24 protein-coding genes, 1 tRNA gene and 1 pseudogene are annotated in these 25729 nt (G+C 63.2%); 12 read left to right on the top strand and 14 right to left on the bottom strand.

Features of this window, described 5'->3' with window-relative positions:
- Nucleotides 1–38: 38 nt before the first annotated feature.
- The 10 genes from NKI72_RS09100 to NKI72_RS09055 form a co-directional block, all read right to left on the bottom strand.
- Complete coding sequence (locus NKI72_RS09100) at nt 39–2066, bottom strand: 5'-nucleotidase C-terminal domain-containing protein (protein WP_352850066.1); 2028 nt, start codon at nt 2064–2066, stop codon at nt 39–41.
- 175 nt (nt 2067–2241) lie between these two features.
- Nucleotides 2242–2616 (bottom strand): outer membrane lipoprotein Omp10, encoded by a 375-nt coding sequence (omp10, locus tag NKI72_RS09095; protein WP_023720183.1) that lies wholly within the window; start codon nt 2614–2616, stop codon nt 2242–2244.
- Nucleotides 2617–2803: 187 nt separating this feature from the next.
- Nucleotides 2804–4249 carry a homospermidine synthase gene (locus NKI72_RS09090; RefSeq protein WP_352448220.1) on the bottom strand — a complete coding sequence of 482 codons (1446 nt, stop codon included), beginning with the start codon at nt 4247–4249 and terminating at the stop codon, nt 2804–2806.
- A 122-nt stretch (nt 4250–4371) separates the two neighbouring features.
- Entirely contained in the window at nt 4372–5610 is a 1239-nt protein-coding gene (locus tag NKI72_RS09085) for a hypothetical protein (protein ID WP_352832451.1), read from the bottom strand.
- Nucleotides 5594–6550: a heme-dependent oxidative N-demethylase family protein gene (locus NKI72_RS09080; protein ID WP_352832449.1), complete on the bottom strand. Its 957-nt coding sequence runs from the start codon at nt 6548–6550 to the stop codon at nt 5594–5596. The genes NKI72_RS09085 and NKI72_RS09080 overlap by 17 nt, the downstream gene beginning before the upstream one ends.
- Nucleotides 6547–6834 carry a YciI family protein gene (locus NKI72_RS09075; RefSeq protein WP_352469536.1) on the bottom strand — a complete coding sequence of 96 codons (288 nt, stop codon included), beginning with the start codon at nt 6832–6834 and terminating at the stop codon, nt 6547–6549. The genes NKI72_RS09080 and NKI72_RS09075 overlap by 4 nt, the downstream gene beginning before the upstream one ends.
- 17 nt (nt 6835–6851) lie before the next feature.
- Nucleotides 6852–7514, bottom strand: a complete 663-nt coding sequence (locus tag NKI72_RS09070; RefSeq protein ID WP_352469537.1) for an aminotransferase class IV family protein — start codon at nt 7512–7514, stop codon at nt 6852–6854.
- Nucleotides 7463–8614: an aminodeoxychorismate synthase component I gene (locus NKI72_RS09065; protein ID WP_352539351.1), complete on the bottom strand. Its 1152-nt coding sequence runs from the start codon at nt 8612–8614 to the stop codon at nt 7463–7465. The genes NKI72_RS09070 and NKI72_RS09065 overlap by 52 nt, the downstream gene beginning before the upstream one ends.
- Nucleotides 8615–8771: 157 nt before the next feature.
- Entirely contained in the window at nt 8772–9569 is a 798-nt protein-coding gene (locus tag NKI72_RS09060; RefSeq protein WP_352832446.1) for a helix-hairpin-helix domain-containing protein, read from the bottom strand.
- A gap of 390 nt (nt 9570–9959) precedes the next feature.
- Nucleotides 9960–11795 (bottom strand): M3 family oligoendopeptidase, encoded by a 1836-nt coding sequence (locus NKI72_RS09055; protein ID WP_352850065.1) that lies wholly within the window; start codon nt 11793–11795, stop codon nt 9960–9962.
- Nucleotides 11796–11947: 152 nt separating this feature from the next.
- On the opposite strand from NKI72_RS09055, the gene NKI72_RS09050 reads away from it, so the two are divergent.
- The 3 genes from NKI72_RS09050 to NKI72_RS09040 all read left to right on the top strand — a co-directional run bounded on the left by NKI72_RS09050 (nt 11948) and on the right by NKI72_RS09040 (nt 15878).
- Complete coding sequence (locus tag NKI72_RS09050; protein ID WP_352832442.1) at nt 11948–13510, top strand: sigma-54-dependent transcriptional regulator; 1563 nt, start codon at nt 11948–11950, stop codon at nt 13508–13510.
- A 359-nt stretch (nt 13511–13869) separates the two neighbouring features.
- Nucleotides 13870–15723 (top strand): peptidoglycan L,D-endopeptidase MepK, encoded by a 1854-nt coding sequence (gene mepK / locus NKI72_RS09045; RefSeq protein WP_352850064.1) that lies wholly within the window; start codon nt 13870–13872, stop codon nt 15721–15723.
- Between the two features lie 81 nt (nt 15724–15804).
- A tRNA-Gln gene (locus tag NKI72_RS09040) sits at nt 15805–15878 on the top strand.
- Nucleotides 15879–15921: 43 nt separating this feature from the next.
- Here NKI72_RS09040 and NKI72_RS09035 read toward each other — a convergent pair.
- On the bottom strand, nt 15922–16560 hold the full coding sequence (locus NKI72_RS09035; RefSeq protein ID WP_352469543.1) for a 2-dehydro-3-deoxy-phosphogluconate aldolase: 639 nt from the start codon (nt 16558–16560) through the stop codon (nt 15922–15924).
- Between the two features lie 169 nt (nt 16561–16729).
- On the opposite strand from NKI72_RS09035, the gene trhO reads away from it, so the two are divergent.
- Entirely contained in the window at nt 16730–17650 is a 921-nt protein-coding gene (gene trhO / locus NKI72_RS09030; protein ID WP_502898571.1) for an oxygen-dependent tRNA uridine(34) hydroxylase TrhO, read from the top strand.
- Nucleotides 17651–17672: 22 nt separating this feature from the next.
- Here trhO and NKI72_RS09025 read toward each other — a convergent pair whose 3' ends face one another.
- Nucleotides 17673–18032 (bottom strand): YybH family protein, encoded by a 360-nt coding sequence (locus NKI72_RS09025; RefSeq protein ID WP_352539344.1) that lies wholly within the window; start codon nt 18030–18032, stop codon nt 17673–17675.
- A 276-nt stretch (nt 18033–18308) separates the two neighbouring features.
- Between NKI72_RS09025 and NKI72_RS09020 the strand changes: the two genes are divergently transcribed.
- From NKI72_RS09020 to NKI72_RS09005, 4 genes and pseudogenes are all read left to right on the top strand, one after another.
- Nucleotides 18309–19055 (top strand): tellurite resistance TerB family protein, encoded by a 747-nt coding sequence (locus tag NKI72_RS09020; protein WP_352488764.1) that lies wholly within the window; start codon nt 18309–18311, stop codon nt 19053–19055.
- Nucleotides 19056–19276: 221 nt separating this feature from the next.
- Nucleotides 19277–20032 carry an SDR family oxidoreductase gene (locus tag NKI72_RS09015; RefSeq protein ID WP_352469547.1) on the top strand — a complete coding sequence of 252 codons (756 nt, stop codon included), beginning with the start codon at nt 19277–19279 and terminating at the stop codon, nt 20030–20032.
- Between the two features lie 191 nt (nt 20033–20223).
- Nucleotides 20224–20676, top strand: coding sequence for a hypothetical protein (locus NKI72_RS09010; RefSeq protein WP_352448203.1), 453 nt, complete (start codon nt 20224–20226; stop codon nt 20674–20676).
- A 25-nt stretch (nt 20677–20701) separates the two neighbouring features.
- Nucleotides 20702–21009, top strand: a pseudogene (locus NKI72_RS09005) (transposase); the annotation flags it as partial.
- Here the strand turns inward: NKI72_RS09005 and NKI72_RS09000 are convergent.
- Together NKI72_RS09000 and NKI72_RS08995 are read right to left on the bottom strand one after the other, a co-directional pair.
- The gene (locus NKI72_RS09000; RefSeq protein ID WP_352837050.1) at nt 21006–21386 is read right to left on the bottom strand and encodes a YciI family protein; all 381 of its coding nucleotides are present in this window, start codon (nt 21384–21386) and stop codon (nt 21006–21008) included. The pseudogene NKI72_RS09005 and the gene NKI72_RS09000 overlap by 4 nt on opposite strands.
- A gap of 22 nt (nt 21387–21408) precedes the next feature.
- The gene (locus tag NKI72_RS08995; RefSeq protein ID WP_352568120.1) at nt 21409–22593 is read right to left on the bottom strand and encodes a pyridoxal phosphate-dependent aminotransferase; all 1185 of its coding nucleotides are present in this window, start codon (nt 22591–22593) and stop codon (nt 21409–21411) included.
- An 83-nt stretch (nt 22594–22676) separates the two neighbouring features.
- On the opposite strand from NKI72_RS08995, the gene NKI72_RS08990 reads away from it, so the two are divergent.
- The 4 genes from NKI72_RS08990 to denD all read left to right on the top strand — a co-directional run bounded on the left by NKI72_RS08990 (nt 22677) and on the right by denD (nt 25708).
- Entirely contained in the window at nt 22677–23363 is a 687-nt protein-coding gene (locus NKI72_RS08990) for a GNAT family N-acetyltransferase (protein WP_352469551.1), read from the top strand.
- Between the two features lie 113 nt (nt 23364–23476).
- Nucleotides 23477–24460: a cation diffusion facilitator family transporter gene (locus NKI72_RS08985; protein WP_352682539.1), complete on the top strand. Its 984-nt coding sequence runs from the start codon at nt 23477–23479 to the stop codon at nt 24458–24460.
- Between the two features lie 62 nt (nt 24461–24522).
- Nucleotides 24523–24729 (top strand): hypothetical protein, encoded by a 207-nt coding sequence (locus NKI72_RS08980; protein ID WP_352539338.1) that lies wholly within the window; start codon nt 24523–24525, stop codon nt 24727–24729.
- Between the two features lies 1 nt (nt 24730).
- Nucleotides 24731–25708, top strand: a complete 978-nt coding sequence (gene denD, locus NKI72_RS08975) for a D-erythronate dehydrogenase (RefSeq protein ID WP_352682541.1) — start codon at nt 24731–24733, stop codon at nt 25706–25708.
- The last annotated feature ends 21 nt before the right edge of the window (nt 25709–25729 follow it).

Below are 25729 nucleotides of genomic sequence, written 5' to 3'. Positions count from 1 at the left end.
GGTCTGCCGGGCGGGTGCATTGCGTTCCTGCGGCCGGATTACTTTGAGGCCGCCGGGATCGTCAAGGTTGCGCCGACCGGAAGGCGGCGTGGCTCGTAGGCTTTGTTGGCATCGGAGACTATTTTCCATTTGGTGCCGTCGCCATAAGCCTTCACCGCGAGATCCCAATAGGTATCGCCGGCGACGATTACATGGCTGCTTTCGGCCGGTGCCGGCTCAGCCGGAGCAGGGGTCGCCGGAGCCGGTGTGGCTGGAGCCGCAGGTGCCGCCGGCTGGGCCGGCTCGGCGGGTGCGGGTGCCGGCGCTGTTTCAGCCGGGACGGCCGGCGGCGTCTTGGAAATGTCGCCGGAGCCGGCCGGCATTTCGGGCATTGCCGGCTCAACGGGCTTTGCCGGCGCAGCCTCAGCAGGTTTTGGCAGTTCGGCAGGGTTGGCAGGTTCTGCGGCCGGGGCCACGGTCGCGGCGATCTCGGTGATGCGGCCGTCGAGCTTCGGCGTATAGGGCCGGTGCGCGCCTAGGTAGTCGGCGACGACCTGTTCCAGCCCCGGGCCGTAATCATAGGCGTTCTTGGCCTTCTCGGCGAACACCTTGTAGCCGTCGCCGCCCTGGCGGACATAGTTGTTGGTGGCGACCAGGTAATCCTTGTCCGGCTTAATCGGCGTCCAGGCGCCGCCTTCCATGACCTCGACCGATTTGACGCGTCCGTTAGGCGGCGCTGATTTGTCGAACGCATATTTCAGGCCGGCAACCTGCGGGAAGCGCCCGGCGCCGTCCTCGACCTGGCTGAGGCCGCTTTCGAGGCCGGCAACCAAATCCTTGCCGGAGATCTGGAAGGTCGCCAGCGTGTTCTGAAACGGCAGGACGGTGAGAACCTCGCCCATGGTGACGGTGCCCTGGTCGATGGAGGCGCGCAAGCCGCCGCCATTCGAGATGACGATCTCGACACCTTGGCCCTTGACCCGGTCGAGGACGGCGTCGGAGACCAGATTGCCCATCTCGCATTCGCGGGCGCGGCAGTTTTCGCGACTGCCGTCGATCGCCTTGGTGGTCTCGGCGACTTCCTTGTTCTTCAAGGCCTCGATCGGCGCGCCGAGTTCCTTGATGCGGGCAAGCACGGCGGGGTCGGGCGTGATCGATTTGTCGAGATGGATGGGATCGCCGCTTGCCTCCTTGACGACGCCGTTGTCGTCGAACACGACCTTGAACTCGCCGAGATATTTCGAATAGGACGCCGCCTGGACGACCGGCACTTTGTAACCGTCCGGATTGTCGACCATCGTCGGATATGGGCCTTCCGCCTTAGGGTCGGTGTTGGACAGCAGCGAATGGCTGTGGCCGCCGACCACCACGTCGATCCCGGGGATCTTGGCGATCACGTCGCGCTCGCGCTTGTAGCCGATATGGGTGACCGCGATGATCTTGTTGACGCCCTCTCGCTTCAGTTTCTCGACCTCAGCGGTGATCGACTTGACGTCGTCTTCGATGGCAATGTTCGGGCCAGGGGTGGCAAGCTCCGGCGTGTCGTTGGTGACCGCGCCGACGATGCCGATCTTCTGGCCGCCGACCTCGACCACGATCGACGGCTTGACGCGGTCGCCGAGCTTGGATTGCGCATTGGCCTTCACATTGGCGCCGAGCATCGGAAACTGGATCATGTCGAGAAACGGCGCCAGCGCCGACTCGCCATCGTCGAACTCATGGTTGCCGAGAGCCTCGGCATCGAATTTCATCTGGTTGAGGAATTCGCCTTCGGTCTTGCCTTTGTAGGTCGTGTAGAAGAGCGAGCCCTGGAAATTGTCGCCGGCGCTGAGCAGCAGCACGTTCTGGCCTTCCAGCTTCTTGCGCTCCTGCGCGATCGCGGTGACCAGGCGGGCGGCGCCGCCGACGCATTCGCCCTTGGTCTCCTCCTCGGCCGAGCAGGTCGATTCGTACTTGTTGTTGCTCTCGATGCGGCTATGCCAGTCGTTGATGTGCAGGATGTTGAGCGTATAGTCGGCAAAGGATACCCCTGCCGACAGGCCAAGCGCCGATGCCGACAGCGCGGCGATGGCAGCAATCTTCTTCATTCTCGTCTCCCGGATAACTTGACCAGAGGCGTTTAACGCTCTTGTTTGACTGGGTTGGGCTATGTTCACATCGCGTTTCAGTCGATGCAAGCGGAAATCGGCATCAGCTTTGCCGGCGTAAGAAGACGGCGGCTTGAAGCCGCCGTCTTGTGCAAAGTCAATTCGGAATCGAATTTCAGGTGCGCCTGGTCAGCACAAAATTCTGCCCGCTCGCGCTGGTGCAATTGAGCTGGCTGGTGGAGACCATCAGGCAGTTGAAGCTGATTGGCGTCTGGCGGATCAGCGAAGTGCCATGGATCTCGACCGAGGTGCCGCCGGTCATGGTGTAGCTGCCATCGGCAAGCTTCTGGCCGGTGTCGGTTGCGACGGTCGCGAAGCTGCCGCCCTTGAAGGTGGACAAGCCCGTGCCCTGCGCGTCGATCCAGGAGCCTTCAACCCCCTTGGCCGTGATCACCGGCGGCTCGCCTGGGCCGGTTGTCGTGCAGGCCGCCAACGCGACCGTAGCGGCCGCGGCAATGCCAGCCGAAAGCAGTCTTTGCGCAATCGTCATCTTCAAGATCCTCTCCTCTCGCATCGGCCCGAAAATCGATCCGATTTTCGGAAAGCACGATGCGCACATTCAAAGTGCTAGAGCGTACTTTGTGCGTCCAAATGGACGCACGTGGCTCTAGGCCGCCCCTCTTCAATCGCCCGATTTCCGGGCGATTGCAAGCTGGCCGAGTGTCGAGGCAACGCTGCTATCGAACGAGGATGTTGCGGAATTGCCACGGGTCTTTGGTATCGAGATCCTCGGGAAACAGACCAGGCCGATTGTCGAGCGGTGTCCAGTCGGTATAATAGCTCCTGACCGGCCCGAGATAGGGGCCCTGCACGTCGAGGCAGCGCTTGTAATCCATCTCGTCGGCCTCGACGATGCCGGCCTCGGGATTTTCCAGCGCCCAGACCATGCCGGCCAGCACCGCCGACGTGACCTGCATGCCGGTGGCGTTCTGATAGGGCGCCAGCTTGCGCGCCTCGGCCAGCGACAGCTGCGAGCCGTACCAGTAGGCGTTCTTGGCGTGGCCGTAGAGCAGCACGCCGAGTTCGTCGACGCCATCGACCAGTTCATTTTCGTCGAGCACGTGATGCACGGGCTGAGCCTTGCCGGCGACACCGAACATCTCGTGCAGCGACAGCACTGCGTCGTTGCAGGGATGATAGGCGTAATGGCAGGTCGGCCGGTATTGCACCTTGCCCTTCTTGCCGCGCAGCGTGAAAAAATCGGCAATCGAGATCGCTTCGTTGTGTGTCACCAGGAAACCGTATTGCGGGCCGGGCGTCGGACACCACGTGCGCACGCGTGTATTGGCGCCGGGCTGCTCCAGATAGATCGCGGCCTTCGAACCGTTCTTGTGGCTTTTGGCGTTCTTCGGCATCCACGCCTCATGCGTGCCCCAGCCGAGCTCGGCCGGCTGCAGCCCTTCCGAAATGAAGCCTTCGACCGACCAGGTGTTCCAGAACACGTTCATCGGCTTGGGCTTCTTGGTGCGCTGGGTGTCGCGCTCGGCGATATGGATGCCCTTGACGCCGGCCTTCTTCATCAGCCTGGCCCAGCCTTCGCGATCGTGCTGCGCGGGTTCCGAGAAATCGAGCCCAAGATCTGTGGCGAGATTGACCAGTGCCTGCTTGACGAACCACGAGACCATGCCCGGATTGGCGCCGCAGCACGAGATCGCCGTGGTGCCGCCCGGGTTCTTCGCGATTTCAGTACGTACGGTCTCGCGCAGCGCATAGTTGGTGCGTGAGGCGTTGTCGGCCTTCTCGTCGAAATAAAAGCCGAGCCAGGGTTCGACCACCGTGTCGATATAGAGGACGCCAAGCTTGCGGCAGAGCTTCATCAGCTCAAGCGAGGAAGTGTCGACCGACAGGTTGACGCAAAAGCCCTGGCCGCCGCCATTGGTCAAAAGTGGTGTCAGCAGCTTCTTGTAGTTCTTTTTGGTCACCGCATCCTGCATGAAAGTGATGCCGCGCTCGTCGAGCAATTTACGGTCGGTGTCGCGCGGGTCGATGACCGTCATGCGCGACTTGTCGAATTTGAAATGGCGCTCGATCAGCGGCAGCGTTCCCCGTCCGATCGAGCCGAAGCCGATCATCACTACAGGGCCGGTGATCTCACCGTAAACGGGCCAGTTTTCATTCGCCATTTATCGATTACTCCCTCAAAAAACGCTTCGGAACAGCGGCTTGGCCGCGGCGCGACAAACCATAGATCATTGTCACAATAAAGCGAAAAGCGGACGGCCGGCCTCACGCCGCGCCATCCCGGCTACGGCTCGACTAGTCTTGCGAATGCAGGCTTGAAGAGGTCACGTGCCTCGGAGACCGGCAGTTCCAGCAGATCGTCGGCGCAGGCCTGGATGGCATGCGGCAGGGTCTGGAGCCCGAAAACCAGAACCTGCTTGTCGCCCTCACGCCAGAGGCTGACCGCTAGATATTCGCCGATGAGATCGTCAATGCCGCATTCGGCTTCGTGATCGATATCGGTCTGATCGATCGGTTTCTTGCGCCGCTGCTTGACGAAGGAGGCCAGGGAAGGACCGGGCTTGCCATCCACCGTATCCGAGAAAATGTCCTGAAGGCCAAGCAGGACGCCGCGCCGCACATCCATGATGTAGGCGTCCGAATAGTTGGTCGGATGCGCTCCGCCGCAGAAGATGCTGCCGGACTCCCGCCAGCTCATCAGCCGCGGAGTCAGCGACGTCACTTCGAATGTGCTGTCCTCATAGCCGCCGAGCGTGCCGCCGTTCATACCGTCAATTGGCCCGCCTTCGTTGAAACCGGCATATTGCGCCGCCACGCAGCCCAGTGCGCCGATGTTTGCGCGCCAGTGCCTCTCTTGCAGCAGAGCATTCGCGGCCTCGATCGGAACGTCGCCGGACAGTTCGACAATGCGCGGCGTGGCAAACCTGGTGCGGGGGTCGACGACATAGCGGTAGGTTGCGTCCGGCCAACCAGTCGTCTTGCCGTTATCGAGCTGAGTGTCCATCCGCAGATAGTCATAAGGGGACGTTTCCATAGTGAGCGGCGTGTCATTGGCGAAGAACTTCATGAAGCTGAAATCGTAGAGATCGAGCGGGGTGCTGGGCTCGTTCCCGGTCACTTGCCGACTTGCGACCCGTTCCAATCTGAGCGGCAGCGCCTTCTTTCCGTTCCAGCTGCCTTCAAGGGTCTTGCCGTTACTGGATGAGGCCAGGCGCCACACGGCGGCAATCGGCGCGGCCTTTCCGTCATCGCAATTGTCGGTGCCGCATGCCTCCTCCTCGGCCAGTTCGAACTTGCTGCCCCTTTGAGACCGGGCCTGCAGCGGGATGTCAACGCCCTTCGAGCGGTAGAAATAGCGGCCGGCCAGCGGGCCGCCGGGCGCCACGGGGTCGCCGGTGAATTCGACGACGATATCGGCCTTTCCAAGCTTGCCGGCATAAGTCACCGGCTCCGCCTCGGCTGCTGTCGACAGTACCAGGATCGCGGCCATTAACGTGACCGGCCTGCTAAGATGCTGGATCATTGTTCCCCCCAGCGATCATTTTCAGTGTTCCCACCAGCCGGTCACGGTCGGCGGTCATCCCCTTGTAGTCGAGTTGTGCCTCGTCCAGCGCCAGAAGTTGTTCGGCCAAGGACGCCGCGAGCGCCGCGCGGTCGGGGTGGCGTTCCAGCACGGCGAGCGGGTCGAGATGGATGCGGATGGTGAAGAGTACGTCGCCCGAAACGGGGAGCTTTCTCAGCGTCTGCCGCTCGACGCGGATAAAGGCATGGGCGTCGATGTCGCCATCCGGGAATCTCGACGGGCGACTGCTGGCGCGGTCGATGCGTTCGAGGTTGGAGAGCGGATGGTAGAGCGCGTCGCCCGCCTGGATCGACCAGTTGTAGCGCTCGACGGCTTGGCCCTGGAGGCCGTCGAACATGCGGTTGATGAGATCGGCCGGGCGTGTGCCCGGGCCGAAACCCGGTACCGGCGCGTGGATCTGCTGCAGCGGCTTGCCGAATTTTTCGATCAGCGACCATGACGACGGGAAGCAGAGCGAGCCGGCCGCCAGACGCCAGCCGCTCTCGTCGCGACGCATCAGGATCAAATCCTCCTGGACGAGCAACGAGGCCGCGACAAGCGGCGCATCGCTGAAAGAAGCTGAGGTGCCTGAGCCCTCGAGATTGTCGATGCCGCCGATCACCTCGATCGCATTGTCGGTACGCCTGTGGGTCTCAGGAAAGTTCGCCGCCAGATGCGCACCGAGCAGATCGAGCACTTCGCGCTGAGCGTCGCGCGTTGTTTGCTCCTCGACAAAAACCTTGCCGGGAATTTCCGCATAAAGCCGGCGTTTCTCGGCAAGATAGGGCACCAGATATTCGTCGACCTCGATCCAGCTATCGAGATTGAGCGGCTTCAGCCCGATGGTGAACAGTTTCGACGAGCCGTCATAGGGTGTGTGGGTCGGCGGGCGGAAGCTCATGCCTCTTTGTAGGCTTCCAGTGCGGCGGCGGCCATTCTCGCCGTGAATTCGGTGATTTCGTAATCGGCGGCACCTGCCTTGGCGAAGGGATCGTCCGCCAGTCTGGCTTCGAGCACTTCGCGTGGACCACGCGCGATGATGATGCCGCCGGTCCTTGGCCGCTTTGGCCCGGAGGCGACAAAGATACCTTGCGCATAGCAGGCCTTCAGCCACTCGACATGCGCTTGCTGCAGGCGGTCGATCTCGGTCAGCGGCACCTTGTAGTTCAGCGAAACCACGAACATTGTTGTCTCCAGATGCTTCAGCCCAGCCGCGCCGGGATCAATCCGCGCAGCGAGTTGCCGACGAACAGCGCCTTGGCCGATTTCAGTTCGTTCCACGTGTAGACCGCTTCACCGGCGCGGCCTTGATCCAGCAGTTCGCCGCGCAGGACGCCAGGCAGCAGGCCGCAATCGAGCCGCGGCGTGGCCAGCACGCCGTCGCCGAAATCGGCAAAGACATTAGTGATCGTGCCCTCGCAGATTTCGCCGCGCTCATTGGCGAGCAGCACCTCGTCGGCGCGCCCGGCGAGATATTCGGCGCGCGCGCGCGTATAGGTTTGTCGGCGGCTGGTCTTGTGGCGCAGCAGCATATCGCTCGAATCAAGCCGCACGCGCGCCAGCTGCAGGGTCCAGACCTTGTCTGCGGCGAGCGGCTCGTAGGGCTGCACCGACACCGCCATTTCGCCCTTGCGCGACAGGACGAGGCGGGTGCGCAACGCGATCTGTTGGTGGCCGACCGCATTCATCAGCGCTTCGCCGACCCTTGTCGGATCGCAGGCGAAACCGAGTTCGCTTGCCGAGCCGTAAAGCCGCGCGAGATGGCGGTCGAAACGGAGGAAACCCGAGCCGGGTTCCCAGCGCATTGTTTCGATCAGTTCGAAATCGGCAGTGTTCCCGTCGCGAAACGGGCTTTCAGCAGACACTCCTGGTACTCCTCTTCGGCTGTCGAATCGAAGACGACGCCACCGCCGACATTGTAGACCGCCTCGCCATTGGCAAAGAGCGAGATGGTGCGGATCGCCACCGAAAAGCGCATCCGGCCGCCGGGCGCGATCCAGCCTATGGCGCCGCAATAGACATCGCGCGGGCCACTTTCCAGCTCGCGCAGGATCTCCATGGCGCGGATCTTCGGTGCGCCGGTAATCGAGCCGCAGGGGAACAGCGCGGCGAAAATCTGATGGATGGCGAGGCCGGGCAAGAGTTTCGCCCGCACGCGGCTCACCATCTGGTGGACGGTCGGGTAGCTCTCGATGCGGAAAAGCTCCGGCACATCGAGCGTGCCAACCTCGCTGATCAGTGAGATGTCGTTGCGCAGGAGATCGACGATCATCCGGTTCTCGGCCTGGTTCTTCTCGTCGTTGCGCAAGAACGCTTTCAGGCGATCGTCCTCGGCTTTTGTTGCGCCGCGCGGCGCGGTGCCCTTCATCGGATGCGTCTCGATCATGCCTTCCGCGTCCACCTCGAAGAACAGTTCGGGCGAACGCGACAAGACGATCGGATCGCCGAGCGCGACCAGCGCCCCATACTTCACCGGCTGGCGTTCGGTCAGCGCGTTGAAGGCGACCAGCGGGTCGCCCGACCACTGCGCATGGACCGGAAAGGTCAGATTGCCCTGGTAGCAGTCGCCCTTGCGGATGTGGTCATGCAGCCTGGCAAAGCGTTTGGCGTAGTCGTCCGAAGACCAGGCTGCCTTGGCGTCGAAGATTGGGCCGTTGCTGGCCGGCGGATCGCCTGGCGCGACCGTCTGCTCGACCGGCGCATCGAACACGCCGAGGCAAAAAAGCGGGGCGCGGCGGCCGGCCGGCAGCAGCGGAACGAGCTTGGGTTCGAGCAGGTAACCGGCCTCGTAGGAGAAATAACCGGCCAGCCATTTGCCGCCGTCATGTGCAGCCTGCGCGGCTTCCAGCGCCGGTAAAAAATCCGCCTCGCCATGCGCTGCGATTATCTCGGCCGGCCGGTCGAAAACGAGCTGCCGCGCGGTCTCGTCGTTCCTGAAAATTGCAAAGGGCAGGGGCAGGGACATAAGGCTCGGATGCTGCGGTCACCAGCGATCGATCTATATGGGGGCTCGACCGTGCGCAATCGAGGGAACGGCGTCTCAAGACGCAAAGGCGCGGCGGGCAAAAACAAAAGCGGCGCCCGAGAGCGCCGCCTTGTTCCCGATGCCGCCTTGCGATGGATCAGGTGTTGCTGGCTTCTCCCGCGGTCGGGAAGCGGCGCGCAAATTCCTTTTCGTCGCCGGCGGCAAGCAGTTTCGCCTGCTCGATCCAGCGTTCACGTTCGATGCGGCCGTCGAAATTCAACGTCGTCTCGATCCGCTTGACATCGTCGGGTGTCCAGGCGGCGATCTGGGCATAGGTCGTGACCCCAAGCCCTTTGAGCAGCCGCTCGTTGGTCGGGCCGATGCCGATCAGGCGACGCAGGTCGTTGGCTTTGCCTGGGGCAATAGCTGTTGCCTTGCCGGTCGCGGCTTTCTTTGCCGCCGGCGCGGCCTTGCTTGCCGCCGGCGCAGCCTTGCTTGCCGTCGGCGCGACGCTCGCTTTCGATGCAGGCGGTTTCGGCGTTGCCGTTTTCGCGGCACTTGCGCGTGGCGCGGTCGCGGCCTTCGCCGTTGCAGATTTCTTCGGCGCCGGTTTGGCTGGTGCGGATGTCGAAATCAGGGTTGACGGCGCCTGCATCGCCGCCTTGGTCGCACCGGCATTGGCGGCTGGCGCCTTGGCTGTTGCCGCCTTCGCGGTTGGCGCCTGGGTGGTTTTCGCCTCGCCCAGCCGGCGTTCGAGATCGGCGCGGGCGCGGCCGCATGCATCCAACTCACCGGTCAGACGGTCGCTATCGGCCCGCAATCTGTCGCGTTCGCTGCGCGTGCGGTCTAGATCGCCGCGCAAACTGTCGAGTTCGCCACGCAGGCGTCCCCAAATGAACCAGCCAACCAACACACCTACCAGGAACGCCAGGAGCATGTAGAAAAAAGTGCCCATTGTCTTTCTCTCTCCAGTCCGATCCGTCCGCCCTGGCCTGTAGAGCCATGACCTCGGCGAAGGACCATTCGATGGTGGTTCCGCAATTTGCAGAACAGCCGGCTTCGATCGAGCTGTCGGCGACCGGTTTGCCCCTGGCCAACAACCGTTGTCGCATCCGCCGACACGCCATGGCCGGTCGGGATTTTCCGACCGGATCCATTCGTGCCCGGCTGAGCTTGAGGGCGGACGCTATCATACAGCTTACGGGAATCTAACGGAAAACTTCCATGGAAAGTTATTTAAGAACAAATAACCAAGACAAGAATAGACCATCGCCAATATGCGTTGCTGCTAAACTGTTCTGGAAAACCCGGTCATCCGGTGTTGCGCATCGCCCAGTGTTGCGCATCACTTGTCCAGTGTTTCCAGCTCGTCGATCAGTCCGCTGATCACGCCAAGCCCGATCTGCCAGAAGGCAGGGTCGGCCGCGTCGAGGCCGAACGGCGCTAGAAGCTCGGAATGATGCTTGGTGCCGCCGGCGCGCAGCATGGCAAAATATTTCTCCTGAAAGCCGCGCTCGGCGTTCTGGTAGACCGCGTAGAGCGAGTTCACCAGGCAATCGCCGAATGCGTAGGCATAGACGTAGAAAGGCGAGTGGATGAAGTGCGGGATATAGGTCCAGAAAACCTCGTACCCTTCGCGCAGCTTGATCGCCGGCCCGAGGCTTTCCGCCTGCACTTCCAACCAGAACTGGCCGAGCTTGTCGGAGGTCAGTTCGCCGCTCCTGCGCTCGGCATGCACCTTGCGCTCGAACTCGTAGAAGGCGATCTGGCGCACGACCGTGTTGATCATGTCCTCGACCTTCTGGGCGAGCATGGCCTTGCGTTCGCGCTTGTCGGTGGTCTGCTCGAGCAGCGAGCGGAAGGTCAGCATTTCGCCAAACACCGATGCGGTTTCGGCCAGCGTCAGCGGCGTCGATGCCATCAGGGCGCCCTGGCCGCCGGCCAGCACCTGGTGCACGCCGTGGCCGAGTTCGTGCGCCAGCGTCATCACATCGCGCGGCTTGCCCATGTAGTTGAGCAGCACATAGGGATGCGCCGAAGGCACGGTCGGATGGGCGAAGGCGCCAGGCGACTTGCCGGGTCTCACCGGTGCATCGATCCAGTTGCGGTCGAAGAAAGTTCTGGCGATCTCCGCCATGTCGGGCGAAAAGCGCTGGTAGGCGGAAAGCACGGTGTTCTTGGCCTCGTCCCAGCCGATGACCGCCTGTGGGGTCGCGGGCAATGGCGCATTGCGGTCCCAGTGGTTCATCACCTCCATGCCGAGCCAGCGCGCCTTCATCGCGTAATAGCGATGCGACAGGCGTGGATAGGCGTCGCGAACCGCGGCGGCGAGCGCATCCACCACGCTGCGTTCGACGCGATTGGCGAGATGGCGGGAATCGGCAATGTCCTCGAAGCCGCGCCAGCGGTCGGAGATCTCCTTGTCCTTGGCCAGCGTGTTGGTGACCAGCGTAAAGACGCGCAAATTCTTGCGGAAGGTCGTGGCCAGCGCCTCGGACGCCCGGCGGCGCACCTCGCTGTCTGCGTCCTGCAGGCGATTGAGCGCCGGCTCCAGCGTCAGCTCCTCGCCGTCGACGTCGAAGCGCAAATCGGTCATCGTCTCGTCGAACAGGCGGTTCCAGGCCCCGCGCCCGGTGATCGATTTTTCATGGAAGAGCTGCTCTATGCGGTCTTCGAGCTGATAGGGCTTATCCTTGCGCAGATCGAGCACCCAGGGCCGGTAATGGGCGAAGGCCGTATCGGCGGCGAGTGCGGTTTCGATCGCACCATCGTCGATGAGATTCAGCTCGAGCGCGAAAAACAGCAGGTGCGCGCTGGCATCGGTCATCTTTTCCTGGATGTCGCCATAGAGCTTGGCGCGCTGCGGATCCGACGTGTTGCCGGCATAGACAAGCCCGGCATAGGAGACGATGCGGCCGATCAGCTCCTCCAGCACTTCATAGACCTGAAGCGCCTCGCCAAGCCTGCCGGCGCCGCCACGCCCGGCCTCGGCGGCGAGCGTGCCTTTCCAACGGCTCTCGAAGGCGATGGCATCGGCGGCGGCCTTGGCGATGTCGCGCTTCAACTCGGGCGCCTCCATGCCCGAATAGAGATCGGCCAGATTCCATTCCGGCAGGTCGCCAAGCTCCGCCACGCCCTGACCGGGCGCCGCCGCCAGCTTTCGAGCAAAAACCATGCGCATTGCCGATCCTTCCAGACACAAAAATTCGAGGAAACGAGAAGCCGGTCAAATCCTAAGGAATTCATTCACCGGGTTTTTTGAAAGCTTATTTAGAACCCTGTGCCAAGATGATCCATAGGGCGCATTCTCGGGCGGGCACGGTCGGATCAGTCATGGCAGCTTCCATACTCATAGTCGATGACGATCCCGTGCAGCGCAGGCTGCTCGAGGCGGCGGTGACGAAATTCGGCCACACCGCGATCGTCGCCGATGGCGGCGAGGCCGGTCTCGATCTCGTCGACGGACCCAATGCGCGCGACGTGTCGGTGATCATCCTCGACCTGATGATGCCGGGCCTCGATGGCATCGGCGTGCTGAAGGCGATGCGCGAGCGTGGCATCCACATTCCCGTCATCGTGCAGACCGCGCAGGGCGGCATCGAAACCGTCGTTTCGGCAATGCGTCACGGTGCCTTCGACTTCGTCGTCAAGCCGGCCTCTCCCGACAGGCTGCAGGCGTCGATCGGCAACGCCCTCAAGGTCGAAGCGCTCGAAGGCGAAGTGAAGCGCTCGTCACGGCAGCGCGGCGGCCATCTGACGTTCAAGGACATGATCACCCACAGTCCGGCGATGGATCGGGTGATCCGGCTCGGCAGCAAGGCGGCGGCGTCCAACATTCCGATCCTGATCGAAGGTGAATCCGGCGTCGGCAAGGAACTGGTGGCGCGCGCCATCCAGGGCAGCGGCGACCGCCGCTCGAAACCCTTCGTCACCGTCAATTGCGGCGCCATCCCCGACAATCTGGTCGAATCGATCCTGTTCGGGCACGAGAAGGGCTCGTTCACCGGCGCCACCGAAAAACATACCGGCAAGTTCGTCGAAGCGCACACCGGCACGCTGTTCCTTGACGAGATCGGCGACCTGCCGCTCGACGTGCAGGTCAAGCTGTTGCGCGCCGTACAGGACGGCGAGGTCGATCGGGTTGGCGGGCGCTCGACCGTCAGGGTCGACATCAGGCTGATCTCGGCAACCCATCGCAACCTGCTGCAGCAGGTCAAGGACGGAAAGTTCCGCGAGGACCTGTTCTACCGGCTGAACGTCTATCCGATCTTCGTGCCGCCATTACGCGACCGTCGCGGCGACATCCCCTATCTGGTCGAGCACTTCATGGAGAAGGTGGCGCCCGCCGATCCGCGCCACCGCCTGCGGGGCATCTCGGCTGCGGCGCTTGCCATGCTGCAGGCCTATGACTGGCCGGGCAACATAAGGCAGCTCGAAAATGCCGTCTTCCGGGCTTCGGTGCTTGCCGACGGCGACATGCTGACTGAAGAAGAGTTCCCGCAGATCCGGGCGCAGGTCGAGGGCACGGTCAATCTCGATGCGGGTATCGCCTTGCCCAATTCAGTGGGGCCAGCTTCAGGGTGGCCAGCTTCTGGAGTGGCTTCGGGCAGCCAGCCGCGTGATAACGTCCCGGCCGCCGTCGGCGTCGCCGCGGCCGAGCCCGATGCACCGGCCAGGCCTCGTTTCGGCACGCTGCGGGCGCTCGACGAGCGCGGCAATGTGCGTGCGCTGGCCGACGTCGAACTCGAAATGATCAAGCTCGCCATCGATCACTATAACGGCCAGATGAGCGAAGTCGCCCGCCGCCTCGGCATCGGCCGGTCGACGCTCTACCGCAAGCTCAAGGAATACGGCATCGACCCGGAAACCGGCCGCGTCGAACGGCTCGCTTCCTGAGTCACAGGGCCAAGCCGGTTCTCATCCGGGCATCATCCCACGCAACTGCGCCTCGAAATGATGTGTTCGCCACAGTGTTCACGTATTAAGGCGGACGGTAACAGATCGTGTTTCGAGCTGGCGCCAAAACATGATCTAAACCAGCGGTTTACCAAGATATCCTGCGCAATATTTTTGGCGGGATATCGCCACCGTGTTACCGCATTTCGGCTTCAATAAGCGATGATTAAACATTAGGATCGATATTCGGATGCACACACCACGCATCCGTTTGGTCAAATCCGGGGACAAAACGGCAGCCTGCAAGGCCTTTTGATTTGAACAGAATCGAACGACACGAAAACGGGCGGCATTATCACATGAGCGTCTGGCCGAGATGGCTGGCAGCGGTGATTGTTGCCGTCGGGTTCCTTGCAGCGGCGGCAACCGGCGCCAGCGCCGAGACACGTTCGCTGAAGCTCTATCATCTCCACACGCATGAAAAGGCGGAGATCGTCTACAAGCGCAACGGCCGCTACGACCAGGCGGGCTTGCGAAAGATCAACATCATCCTGCGCGACTGGCGTCGCAACGAGCCGACCAAGATGGATCCGCGCCTGCTGGACCTGGTCTGGGAGGCCTATCGGGAGAGCGGCGCCACCGACTACATACAGGTCGTCTGCGGCTATCGTTCGCCGGCCACGAATTCGATGCTGCGCAGCCGCAGCAGGGGCGTCGCCGAAAAAAGCCAGCACATGCTCGGCAGGGCGATGGATTTCTATATTCCCGGCGTGCCGCTGAAGAAGCTGCGCGACGTCGGCCTCAGGATGCAGGGCGGCGGCGTCGGCTACTATCCCAGCTCCGGCTCGCCCTTCGTGCATATGGATGTCGGCAATGTACGCCACTGGCCCGGCATCAGCCGCCAGGAACTGGCGCGCGTGTTCCCCAACGGCAAGACGCTGCATGTGCCGAGCGACGGCAAGCCGCTGCCTGGCTATCAACAGGCGCTCGCCTCCTACAAAGCCCGCAAGGGGGCCGGCGCGCCGGCCATCGAACTCGCCAGCGCAAGCGGCGGTGCCAAAAAATCCCGTGGGTTCTTGGCAGCCCTCTTCGGCGGTGGCGACGACGAGGCGGACGACAGCGCCGACGTGGCGATGGCCGAGCCGGCGCCAAAGCCCCGTAACGTGAAGCCGGCGCCGTCCGCCAAGAGCAGCAACCTGCCTGGCATTGCCATCGTCGCGCCTCAGGATGCCAAGCGCGCTCAGATTCCGGAAGTCGCCGATGCTCCGGCGCCTGCGCCTGAACCGGAGAACGACACGCCGGAGACGATCATCGCGGCATTGCCTGCCCGCAGCATCCCGCTGCCGGATTTTGCTCAGCGCCCGAAGACGGACGTCGGCGGCCAGCCGCCTGAGAACGTTCCGTTCGGCGTGGCGGATGCGGCTGGATCGACTGAACAGGCGGTGGCGACCGCGCAAGCGCCGGCAAGTGTGGCGCCGGCAAATGTTCCGTTCGGCATAGCAGACCCGTCTGCTGCGGCCGGCCCGGTGCAGGTCGCTGCAAACAACATTCCCGTGCCGAGCTGGCGGCCCGATCATTCGCTGCCGGCCGATCTTTCGCCTGCTAGTCTTGCGCCGCAGGACAAGCAAGTGTTGCTGGCGCTGGCGAGTGCGGCCGAGCGGAGCAACACCGCCACCGACGCATTCTCGGTGTTGCCGTCGGCGCGGCCCGACAGTTCCCAGCCCGACGAGGTCAAGGCCGTTCTGGAAAGGGTCAGCGCGACCGACGAATACAAGGTCGCGTCGCTTTCCGAGCAAGCATCGGTGTTCGAGGAACCGGCGAGCGACGACGGGGCATCGAGCGACGGGGCATCGCCGCGCGAGGCCATCGTTGCCCGCCCGGCCGGCTCCGATCCGGCCGCCGTCATCGGTGCAGGCGTGAAGACCACACGCAAGGAACCCAGGGCCACCGCCCGCGACCTGAAGCCCGGCCCCAAGCCGGTGGTGGTCGCCGCCGCGCCGCAGGCCGCCCGGTGGGCGCTGCACAGCGGTGAGTATGTCGCAACTGTTTCAGATGCGACAACGGCGCCGCGCTACGCCTACGACTTCGTCCGTACGGCACCGAGCGAGGTCTATACGATAGGCTTCCAGCCGGGCAACGAGATGGCCGACGCAAACCGGTTCACCGGCAAAGCCGTCAAGTTCATGTCGGTTGCCCGCTTCAAGACCGAGTAGGCCGCGCTGGGCACCTCGCGCGGCCTCCACCGCCGGCACTGGCTTCCTTCATCCAGGGATGCTAACCACTGGTCGGCATTCTCCCGCTTCGTCTAATGGTAGGACAGCGCCCTTTGAAGGCGTGAATCGTGGTTCGAGCCCATGAGCGGGAACCAGCCCGGCGAACCAGATCGGCGGCGGCTTTTGATGCAGAAGATGCTAGCGCCCGAGCTTGCTTGCCGCGCGCGCCAAGGCTTCGATCTCGTCCCATTTGCCGGCCTTGACCAGATCGTCCGGCGCCACCCAGGAACCGCCGACGCAGATGACGTTGGGCAGGCTGAGGTAGTCCGCGGCATTCTTGCCGGTGATACCGCCGGTCGGGCAGAATTTCACGTCGGCAAGCGGCGAGGCGAAAGCCTTGAGCGAAGCGATGCCGCCCGACTGTTCGGCCGGGAAGAATTTCAGAAAGCGCAGGCCGGCTTCGCGGGCGGCCATGACCTCTCCCGGCGTGATGGCGCCGGGCAGCAACGGCACGTCGCTGTCCTTGGCTGCCGCGAGAAGCTCGCGGGTGATGCCGGGGCTGACGATGAACTTCGAACCGGCGGCCGCCGCCTCGCCGAACTGGCGGGCGTCCAGGATGGTGCCGGCGCCGACGACGGCGTCTTCAACCTCGCCCGCCACCCGGCGGATCGCCTCCAGCGCGTCGGCGGTGCGCAGCGTGATCTCGATCGCCGGCAGGCCGCCGCGGGCCAGCGCCCGGGCCAGCGGCACCGCGTCGGCGGGATTGGCGATCTTCAGCACCGGTATGACCGGCTGGCCGTTGAGGAGCGACAGGAGCTTTTCGGTCGTGCTGGGCATTCGTCGTCTCTCCTCTGTTGATCAAGTCGACCGGTTAGCAGAAGGAGGTTTTTCTGTCCACGAAACGCGGCGTGTCGCGATGTCACGCGTGGTGTTCGAAACCTTCCGCGATCAGACCGCTCCCGGCTCTGCCTTGATCCGGCTGTCGTGAGCGTCTAGTGGCTTGGTGATGACACTTCCCAGCCAAGCCTTCCGCGTTGCCGCGCTTTACCGCTTCGCCCGGCTCGACACCTTCGAGGCGCTGCGCGCGCCGCTCGCCGCCTTCTGCTACGCACGCGGCATCAAAGGCACGCTGCTGTTGGCGCGTGAGGGCATCAACGCCACGGTCGCCGGCAGTGAAACGGCAATCGCCGCGCTCATCGATCATCTCGAATCCATCGACGGTCTCGCCGGCCTCGAGATCAAATACAGCAGCGCCGCAACGATGCCGTTCCACCGCATGAAGGTGCGGTTGAAGCGCGAGATCGTCACCATGGGCGTGGAGAATATCGATCCGGCGGCAGGTGCAGGCACCTATGTCGCGCCGGCCGACTGGAATGCACTGATCTCGGATACGGGCACCATCGTCATCGACACGCGCAATGCCTACGAGGTGTCGCTCGGCACCTTCAAGGGCGCTGTCGATCCCGCCACCAACAGCTTCCGCGAATTCCCGGCCTGGGTCGAGCAGCATCGGCACGAGCTCGACGGGCGCAAGGTCGCCATGTTCTGCACCGGCGGCATTCGCTGCGAGAAAGCGACAGCCTATGTGAAGTCGCTCGGTTTGGAGGATGTGTTCCACCTCAAGGGCGGCATTCTGAAATATCTCGAGGACGTGCCCGCCGAACAGAGCCTCTGGCAAGGCGAATGCTTCGTCTTCGACGAGCGCGTTTCGGTATCGCACGGGCTGGTCGAAGGCGAGGCCGAACTCTGCCGCGCCTGCCGGCATCCGCTAGCCGCGGAAGACCGGCTGTCGCCGCAATATGCCACCGGCGTTTCATGCCCGCATTGCTTCGATGCCCGCTCGGACGAAGATCGCGCCCGCTACGCCGAGCGCCAGCGCCAAGTCGAGCTGGCGCAAGCGCGCGGCGACCGCCACATCGGAAGTTAGCTTCACGTTAAGCAACTTTACGTTAAGCAACAGAGAAACGATCGATGACCCACAGCCATGTCCCGTCGTTCTGCCGGCGCGCGACCTCGGTGGTGATGGTGCCGTCAGGAAGCCGGGTCGAGGTCAGCGCCAGGTCGCCATTGACGACAGCCGGGCGCTGATCTCCGGACTGAAATTTTCGGCCGGTTGCGGTGATCTCCGCGAACAGCCCCCGGATGGCTTCGCGGCCGAACGTCAGCTGTCCGCCACCGCTGTCGATGACGGCATGCTGCTCGAAAAGCGCGGCCATGCCGTCAATGTCTCCGACCCATTGCCGTGAAATCAACAGGCGCTCCAGTTCCTGGGGGTCGCGTGCCGGCTGGCGGTCTGTCTCATCGGTCATGCCAGGCTCCTCTCAAGCGACATGCCGCGACATTAGTCGAAGTCGGGGGCGGTTTCGACACGTCCGATGTCCAGAGCGTCGCGCGTTTTTTGACGCGGATGGAGGCTGCAGCATTATAATTTCCGCGTGAAATCCCAGCAGATGTCGGTGCGAAGTCATGCGTGGCAGCGGGCAAAAGGATGCGCCGCGTCATTGTAATGTCAAACTGCGGGACCTAGGTCTTCGACGTGCAAACCTGCCCGCGCACCTTCGGCCGGGCCAATTCTGGAGGCATTGATGTTCGATCCCAAGAAGCTCCTCGACGATCTGCTCGGCTCGCAAGTTCCCGGCACCGGATCGACTGTCCGCGACAAGGCGGGGCAGGCGGTGCAGATGGCCAAGGACAATCCGCTTGCCGCCGGCGCGCTGGCCGCGGTGCTGCTCGGAACCGGCCCAGGCCGCCAGGTCACCGGTGCGGCGGTGAAGCTTGGTGGGTTGGCTGCGATCGGCGGCCTCGCCTACAAGGCCTACCAGAACTACAAGAACGGCAACGCGCCGGCCGAGACGCAAGCTGCAGGCGAACCGGAATTGCTGCCGCCGCCGGCCGATACCGCCTTCCATCCGTCGCAAGCGCCGCAGGGCGAAGACGAATTCACGCTGACGCTGGTCAGGGCGATGATCTCGGCGGCGAAGGCCGACGGTCACGTCGATGACGAAGAGCGGCAGAAGATCGCCGGCAAGCTCAGCCTCGCCGGCGTCGGCGCCGAAGCGGAGAAATTCCTGATGTCGGAACTGGAGGCGCCGCTCGATCTGGATGTGCTGATCGCCGGGGCCAAGACCGATGCGCAAAAGCTGGAACTCTACACCGCCTCGCGTCTTGCCATCGATCCGGACACGCGGGCCGAACGCGGCTATCTCGACCTGCTTGCCGGCCGTCTCGGCCTGCCGGATGCGCTGGTCGACCATGTCGAGGCGACGGTGACGGCGGCGAAGGTGCCGGCAGCGGGCAGCACGGCCAAGCCGGTCGCAGGCTCGCGCTGGTAGCTCGAAGAGGAAGCCTCGGAGCTCGGCGCCGTTGGCGTTAGCTTCTCGTTAATCCGGTGAGCGCATGATTTCAGTCAGTCGGATCGGTTTTCCTCCTCCCATGCCCGGTTCGGATCAGGGGCGGTCGCCAACGGCCGCCCTTTTTGTGAGCACAGGCTTTGGGCCGGCTTGCCATGGTTCCCGTCATTTGCGATGCCTCATCCCTTTCAGGGAGTACAGCCATGACCGACTATAAAACCGCCATCGTCACCGGCGCCGGCACGGGCATCGGCAAAAGCGTCGCCACGGCGCTGCTCAAGGCCGGCTGGAATACGGTCTTCTGCGGTCGCCGCAAGCCGGTGCTGGAGGATGCGATCGCCGCGGCCGGGCCGACGCAGGCCAAGGCATTGGCCTTCGCCTGCGACATCAGCAAGGCCGATCAGGTCGACGATCTGTTCGAGACGGTGGCTGCGGCTTTCGGGCGCGTCGACCTGCTCTTCAACAATGCCGGCACGAGCTACAAATCGACATTGATCGACGACATCCCGGTCGACGTGTGGAACGACATCGTCGGGGTCAATCTCACCGGCTCGTTCCTGTGTGCTCGCGCCGCGTTCGGCGCCATGCGCAGGCAGCAGCCGATGGGCGGCCGCATCATCAACAACGGCTCGGTATCGGCCTATGCGCCACGGCCGGGCTCGGTGCCCTATACGGCGACCAAGCACGCCATCACCGGGCTGACCAGGACGCTGGCGCTGGACGGCAGGCCCTTCGACATTGCTTGCGGCCAGATCGACATCGGCAACGCGCTGACCGACATGGCGCAGGCGATGACGGTCGGCGTGCCGCAAGCCAACGGCACCATTGCCGCCGAAGCGGTGATGGATGTCGAGCGCGTCGCCGATGCCGTCCTCCATATGGCCAGCCTGCCGCTCGACGCGAACGTGCTGTTCATGACCGTGATGGCGACGAAGATGCCGTTTGTCGGGCGAGGGTAGGCAACCGGTCCAGGTTGTATACATGTCGTTGTCCCAAAACCGCTGCGCACTTTGGGCGACATGCACTAGACTAGGCCGTAAACTCATAAATGCGGAATGACCGGGATAGGTGGAAAGCGGGCTTGGGATTTGTGGAAAGCGGTCATGGCACATGTCATGCTTGAATTGCAGTCATAGAGAATGGTTCATGCATGAATTGGGAACAGATAGCATCGGATTTCGCTTGGGACGGCTCCTGGCGAGACATCTACGTTCTGAACACGTCTGAGGCAGATTGGCAGGTCGTCTGGGACATCCTCCTCGAATGGACCCCGCCTGCTAGTTTCAGTGTCTCCGGCAAGATCGAGTCGATGCCATTGGGCGTCGAAGCGGCCCTGGAAAGCGAAACAGGCAGCTTACTGTCTTTTTACGTCGGGCCAATCCAGCTTGCATGTCACTTCTTCAGCGCTGTCGAAATTGAGTTCGACTTCGATCCAAGGCAAGTCAGCGGAAAAACCGAGGTTGAGAAGCTTGACCGCTTTATGCGATTGCTCGGTGACGCTACTGGGAAGCAGATAATTCTTACGCAGGAAAATGATCAAGAGGCTATCATCGCCCGCTACTCTCCCGATCTTGAGAGTGTGGTCTGGACGGCACTTTCATAGCCAAATGTCTGCCTCCGCAGCGGACTTGATCAAAGATTTGCCTGAAGGTGCGATGCTGCTCGCCGACAAGGGCTACGATGCCAACGCATTGCGCACTGCCATCACCGACCAGAACACTTGGGCCAATATCCCGCCCAAAGCCTATCGCAAGGCCCCGATCTGCTTCAGCCCTTCCTATACAAAGCCCGTAACCTGATCGAGCGCTTCTTCAACAAAGCCAAACAGTTCCGTCGCATCGCGACGCGCTACGACAAGCTGGCTGAGAACTTTCTTGCCGCCCTAAAACTGGTCGCAATCCGCATCTGGCCACGTAGCTATGAGTCTACGTCCTAGGGCCGGGTGACCGGAAGCGGCACGCCGGGAAGATAGAGCGAAATCGGGCGGATTTCGTAGACGGCTGTCGGATTGACGCGGCGAAGGTCGCGCGCAATGTCGATGGCGGCGTCACGGCTGGCGCAGTCGACGACATAGAGCCCCAGCAATTGTTCCTTGGTCTCGGCGAAAGGGCCGTCGATAACCATTCCGGTGCCTGGCCCGCGCAAGGTGCAGGCGTCTTGTGTCGCGCCGAGCCGGGCCGCCGGCCCAAGGGTGCCTTGCCGGTAGAGCCGATCGTTGATCTGGAGAAGATCGGTCATCAGCGCCGCATCCTGCTCAGGCGTCAGTGCCGTAATCGCTTCTTCCTCGTGATAGGCAAGAATGGCATAGAACATCTGGCTTCTCCTTTCGTCGTCCTCACTTCGCCAGGAACGCCTCGATCCGCTCCAGCGCGCGCAGGATGTTCTCCTCGGAATTGGCGTAGGACAGCCTGACATAGCCTTCGCCGAGAATGCCGAAATCGGGGCCGCCGATCAGCGCCACGCCGGCATCCTCGAGCAGCGCCGAGGCGAGCTTCTTGGCCTTCCAGCCGGTCTTGGAAACATTGGGGAAGGCATAGAAGGCGCCTTTCGGCGTAATGCAGGAAACGCCGGGCAAGGCATTCAACCCTTCGACCACGACCTTCCTGCGGCGGTCGAAGGCGCGCATCATCTTGTCGACATCGTCCTGCGGGCCGTCGATGGCGGCAATGCCGGCATACTGGCTCGGCGCGTTGACGCAGGACCAGCAATTGACCGCCAGCTTGCGCACCTTGTCATAGAGATGCGCGCCCTTGTCGCCGTTCGGCCAGATCGACCAGCCCATGCGCCAGCCGGTCATCGCCCAGGTCTTCGACCAGCCGTTGAGCACGATCAGCCGATCACGGATTTCGGGGAAGGCGAGCAGCGAACAGTGCGTCTCGCCGTCATAGGTCATCACGTCGTAGATCTCGTCGGAGAGGATGGCGACGTCCGGGTGCGCTTCCAGGCCCTTGACCAGCTTCTCGATCTCGGCGCGGGGGGTGACGCCGCCGGTCGGGTTGGCGGGCGAGTTGAGGATCAGCAGCCTGGTCTTCGGCGTGATCAGCGCCAGTGTTTCCGCGGCCGAAAAGGCAAAGCCGTTCTCCTCGCGCATCGGCACCGGGATGGGGGCAGCACCGGTGAACTCGATCATCGAGCGGTAGATCGGAAAGCCGGGATCGGGATAGAGGATTTCGGCGCCCGGCTCGCCGAACATCAGGATCGCCGCGAACATGGTCGGCTTGCCGCCGGGCAGGATCATCACCGCTTCCGGCGAGACTTCGACGCCGGTGGTGGCCAGCGTGCGGCGTACCACCGCTTCGCGCGTCGCCAGCAGGCCGTTGGCCGGCGTATAGCCGTGATGGCCGTCGCGCAGCGCCTTGATCGCGGCCTCGACGATGTGCTGCGGCGTCTTGAAGTCGGGCTGGCCGATGCCGAGATTGACAATGTCGCGGCCCTGATGGGCAAGTGCCGTGGCACGCGCCAGCACCGCGAACGCATTTTCCTCGCCGAGGCGGTCGAAGGCCGAAATCGTGTGGAGCATTTTTCCCGTCCGTGTGGTTCTTTCAGCGAGCGTGCGTTTTTGTGAGCGTCCGCCCGCAAAAGTCAAACGGATTGGAGTTTTCGGTGTCGGAAAATCTCAAGAATTGGCAACCGCGCCCGCGGCCCGAACGCAAGGTGCTGGAGGGGCGAACTGTCAGGCTGGAGCCGCTTAACGCCGAAAAACACGGTGACGGTTTGTTCGAGGCCTCGTCGGTGGCCGATGCCGGCGATCGCTTCGCCTGGCTGCCAGACTACCCGCCGGAGAGCCGTGCCGCCTTCCAGCCGTGGCTGGACAAGGCAGAAGCCAGCGAGGACCCGCTGTTCTTCACGGTCATCGACAAGGCCAGCGGCAAGGTTGCCGGGCGCCAGACGCTGATGCGCATCGACGCCGCCTACGGCGTCATCGAGATCGGCAACATATATTGGGGTCCGCTGATCTCGCGAAAGCCGGCGGCGACGGAAGCGCAGTTCCTGTTCATGAAGTACGTCTTCGACGAGCTTGGCTACCGCCGCTACGAATGGAAATGCAACAACCGCAACGAGCCGTCGAAGCGCGCGGCGGAACGTTTCGGCTTCAAGTTCGAGGGCATTTTCCGTCAGCATCTTGTGGTCAAGGGCGAAAACCGCGATACCGCGTGGTATTCGATCATCGACAGGGAATGGCCAGATCTGCGCAGAGCCTATGAGGCGTGGCTCGATCCGGCTAATTTCGACAGCGATGGCCAGCAAAGGCGGCGGCTCGAGGATTTTCGCGCTGAGTTCGGCGCCTGACCATGATCCCGAAAAGTGGACGCCGGTTTTCGGATAAGATCATGGTCAAACAAGAAGACAGAGCCTCCATCCCGAGTCTGCCGGGATGGATCAGGCTCTAGCAGGGGCTATAGATGGCGCATACCCACGACCACGCTTCGCAGGGCCACGACCACAGTCACGGTGCCGGGCATGTGCACGGCTCGACCGACAAGAAGCGCGTGCTGATCGCGGCCTGCCTGACCGCCGGCTTCATGGTCGTCGAAACGCTTGGCGGTCTCTTGACGGGATCGCTGGCGCTGCTGGCGGATGCCGGCCACATGCTTGCCGATTGCATTGCGCTCGGCCTTGCCTGGTATGCCTTCCATCTCGCGGGCCGGCCGGCAACCGTGCGCCTCACCTATGGTTTCGGCCGGGTCAAGACACTGGTCGCCTATACCAACGGCATCGCCATCTTCGCCATTGCGCTGTGGATCGTCTACGAGGCCTGGGGGCGTTTGCTGACGCCTGAGCCCGTGCTCGGCGGGCCGATGCTGGTCGTTGCCATCGCCGGCCTTGCGATCAATATCGGCTCTTTCTTCGTGCTGCATGGCGGCGACCGCGGCAGCCTGAACATGCGCGGCGCCATCCTGCATGTGCTCGGCGACCTGCTCGGCTCGGCCGCGGCGATCGTGGCGGCGCTGGTGATCCTGGCGACGGGCTGGACGCCCATCGATCCGATCCTGTCGGTGCTTGTCGCGCTGCTGATCCTGTCCACGGCCTGGTCGCTGATGCGCGAAGCCGCCCACGTCCTGCTCGAAGGCGTGCCGGCAAGCCTCGACCGCGACCTGATCGCCAGGGACATCGAGGCGACAATCAAGGGCGTGCGCGAGGTGCATCACATGCATGTCTGGTCGATCGACGGTTCCAGCAACATGGCGACGTTGCATGCCTGCCTCAATGACGGCGTCGACGCGCATATGGCGGTCAGCGCGATCAAGAAGCGGCTTGCGGCGGAACATGGCATAGCCCATGCCACGGTCGAACCGGAATTCGGCCGATGTGCCGACAGCCATGAGCATGATGACGAGCACGATCACGCGCATGATGCGGCACCGCACCGCGGCCATTATCACTGACTTCGGGAGTTCTGGGCATTGGCAACGATCGACATGAACTCTCGCCACCCTGGCGCCGCGTGATGGACCGCGACACCCGCAATGCGGCAATCGGCGCCGCTTGGGTTTTGCTGCTGTTCGGCATCGCAGCCTATTATCTTCCAACAGTGATGCTGGCGGTCGGCAGGGTCTCGACGGTGCTTGCCGGTGTCGTCGCGGCGATCTTCATGGTGGCAATCTTCGTCGTGTTCTGGCTGCGTAGCCGCAGCCAGCGCAAAAAGGGAAAGTGACATGCGCATTCTGATTACCGGCGCGGCAGGCATGGTCGGCCGCAAACTCATCGCCAGGTTGGCCAAGGACGGGACGCTCGGCGGCCGCAAGATCGCCGCGCTCGATCTTCACGATATCGTGCCGCCGCAAGCGCCGGTGCTCGAAGGTGTCAGCATTACCCTCCACACCGGCGACCTTGCCGCACCGGGAGCGACCGCAAATCTGGTCGCGCCGCGCCCCGACGTGATCTTCCATCTCGCCGGCGTGGTGTCGGGTGAGGCGGAGGCCAATTTCGATCTCGGCTATCGCGTCAATCTCGACGGCACCAGGGCGCTGTTCGATGCCATCCGCTTGGCCGCCTATACGCCACGCGTCGTCTTCACCTCGTCGATCGCCGTGTTCGGCGCACCGTTTCCCGACATCATTCCGGACGAGTTCCACCCGACGCCGCTGACCTCCTACGGCACGCAGAAGCTGATCGGCGAGGCGCTGCTTGCCGACTATACGCGCCGCGGTTTCTTCGACGGCATCGGTATCAGGCTGCCGACCATCTGCGTCAGGCCGGGAAAGCCGAACAAGGCGGCCTCAGGGTTCTTCTCCGGTATCATCCGCGAGCCGCTGAGCGGCCATGAAGCGATCCTGCCGGTGCCGCGCTCGGTCATACACACACACGCCAGCCCGCGTTCGGCGGTGAATTTCCTGATCCATGCGGCTCAGATCGACGGTACCGCCGTCGGCCCACGCCGCAACCTGACGATGCCGGGCGTCGCCGTCAGCGTCGGCGAACAGATCGAAGCGCTGGAACGGGTCGCCGGCGCCAAGGCGGTGAAACTGATCCGCGAGGAGCCCGACGAGACGATCTGGGCGATCGTCAAGGGCTGGCCGACGCGCTTCGAGGCGCGGCGCTCGAGGGAGCTTGGCTTTGCCGCCGAAACGAGCTTCGACGAGATCATCCGCGTCCATATCGAAGACGAGTTGGGCGGCAATATCCCTAGTTAAAGCGCCCCGATCGGACGCAAC

Source organism: Mesorhizobium sp. M0437 (assembly GCF_040321335.1).
Classification (GTDB): domain Bacteria; phylum Pseudomonadota; class Alphaproteobacteria; order Rhizobiales; family Rhizobiaceae; genus Mesorhizobium.
The sequence above is the reverse complement of the archived record's forward strand: the minus strand, read 5'-3'. Positions and strand labels throughout refer to the sequence as shown.

What these genes read in the sequence shown, in the direction of transcription:
- NKI72_RS09025 (WP_352539344.1), bottom strand. Translation starts at nt 18,032, where the DNA reads ATGACCGATGAGACAGACCGCCAGCCGGCACGCGACCCCCAGGAACTG.
- NKI72_RS09020 (WP_352488764.1), top strand. Translation starts at nt 18,309, where the DNA reads ATGTTCGATCCCAAGAAGCTCCTCGACGATCTGCTCGGCTCGCAAGTT.
- denD (WP_352682541.1), top strand. Translation starts at nt 24,731, where the DNA reads ATGCGCATTCTGATTACCGGCGCGGCAGGCATGGTCGGCCGCAAACTC.
- NKI72_RS09035 (WP_352469543.1), bottom strand. Translation starts at nt 16,560, where the DNA reads ATGCCCAGCACGACCGAAAAGCTCCTGTCGCTCCTCAACGGCCAGCCG.
- NKI72_RS09100 (WP_352850066.1), bottom strand. Translation starts at nt 2,066, where the DNA reads ATGAAGAAGATTGCTGCCATCGCCGCGCTGTCGGCATCGGCGCTTGGC.
- NKI72_RS08980 (WP_352539338.1), top strand. Translation starts at nt 24,523, where the DNA reads ATGGACCGCGACACCCGCAATGCGGCAATCGGCGCCGCTTGGGTTTTG.
- NKI72_RS09075 (WP_352469536.1), bottom strand. Translation starts at nt 6,834, where the DNA reads ATGTTCGTGGTTTCGCTGAACTACAAGGTGCCGCTGACCGAGATCGAC.
- NKI72_RS09085 (WP_352832451.1), bottom strand. Translation starts at nt 5,610, where the DNA reads ATGATCCAGCATCTTAGCAGGCCGGTCACGTTAATGGCCGCGATCCTG.
- NKI72_RS09000 (WP_352837050.1), bottom strand. Translation starts at nt 21,386, where the DNA reads ATGTTCTATGCCATTCTTGCCTATCACGAGGAAGAAGCGATTACGGCA.
- NKI72_RS08985 (WP_352682539.1), top strand. Translation starts at nt 23,477, where the DNA reads ATGGCGCATACCCACGACCACGCTTCGCAGGGCCACGACCACAGTCAC.
- NKI72_RS09065 (WP_352539351.1), bottom strand. Translation starts at nt 8,614, where the DNA reads ATGTCCCTGCCCCTGCCCTTTGCAATTTTCAGGAACGACGAGACCGCG.
- NKI72_RS09080 (WP_352832449.1), bottom strand. Translation starts at nt 6,550, where the DNA reads ATGAGCTTCCGCCCGCCGACCCACACACCCTATGACGGCTCGTCGAAA.
- mepK (WP_352850064.1), top strand. Translation starts at nt 13,870, where the DNA reads ATGAGCGTCTGGCCGAGATGGCTGGCAGCGGTGATTGTTGCCGTCGGG.
- NKI72_RS09060 (WP_352832446.1), bottom strand. Translation starts at nt 9,569, where the DNA reads ATGGGCACTTTTTTCTACATGCTCCTGGCGTTCCTGGTAGGTGTGTTG.
- omp10 (WP_023720183.1), bottom strand. Translation starts at nt 2,616, where the DNA reads ATGACGATTGCGCAAAGACTGCTTTCGGCTGGCATTGCCGCGGCCGCT.
- trhO (WP_502898571.1), top strand. Translation starts at nt 16,730, where the DNA reads ATGACACTTCCCAGCCAAGCCTTCCGCGTTGCCGCGCTTTACCGCTTC.
- NKI72_RS09015 (WP_352469547.1), top strand. Translation starts at nt 19,277, where the DNA reads ATGACCGACTATAAAACCGCCATCGTCACCGGCGCCGGCACGGGCATC.
- NKI72_RS09090 (WP_352448220.1), bottom strand. Translation starts at nt 4,249, where the DNA reads ATGGCGAATGAAAACTGGCCCGTTTACGGTGAGATCACCGGCCCTGTA.
- NKI72_RS08995 (WP_352568120.1), bottom strand. Translation starts at nt 22,593, where the DNA reads ATGCTCCACACGATTTCGGCCTTCGACCGCCTCGGCGAGGAAAATGCG.
- NKI72_RS09010 (WP_352448203.1), top strand. Translation starts at nt 20,224, where the DNA reads ATGAATTGGGAACAGATAGCATCGGATTTCGCTTGGGACGGCTCCTGG.
- NKI72_RS09055 (WP_352850065.1), bottom strand. Translation starts at nt 11,795, where the DNA reads ATGCGCATGGTTTTTGCTCGAAAGCTGGCGGCGGCGCCCGGTCAGGGC.
- NKI72_RS09050 (WP_352832442.1), top strand. Translation starts at nt 11,948, where the DNA reads ATGGCAGCTTCCATACTCATAGTCGATGACGATCCCGTGCAGCGCAGG.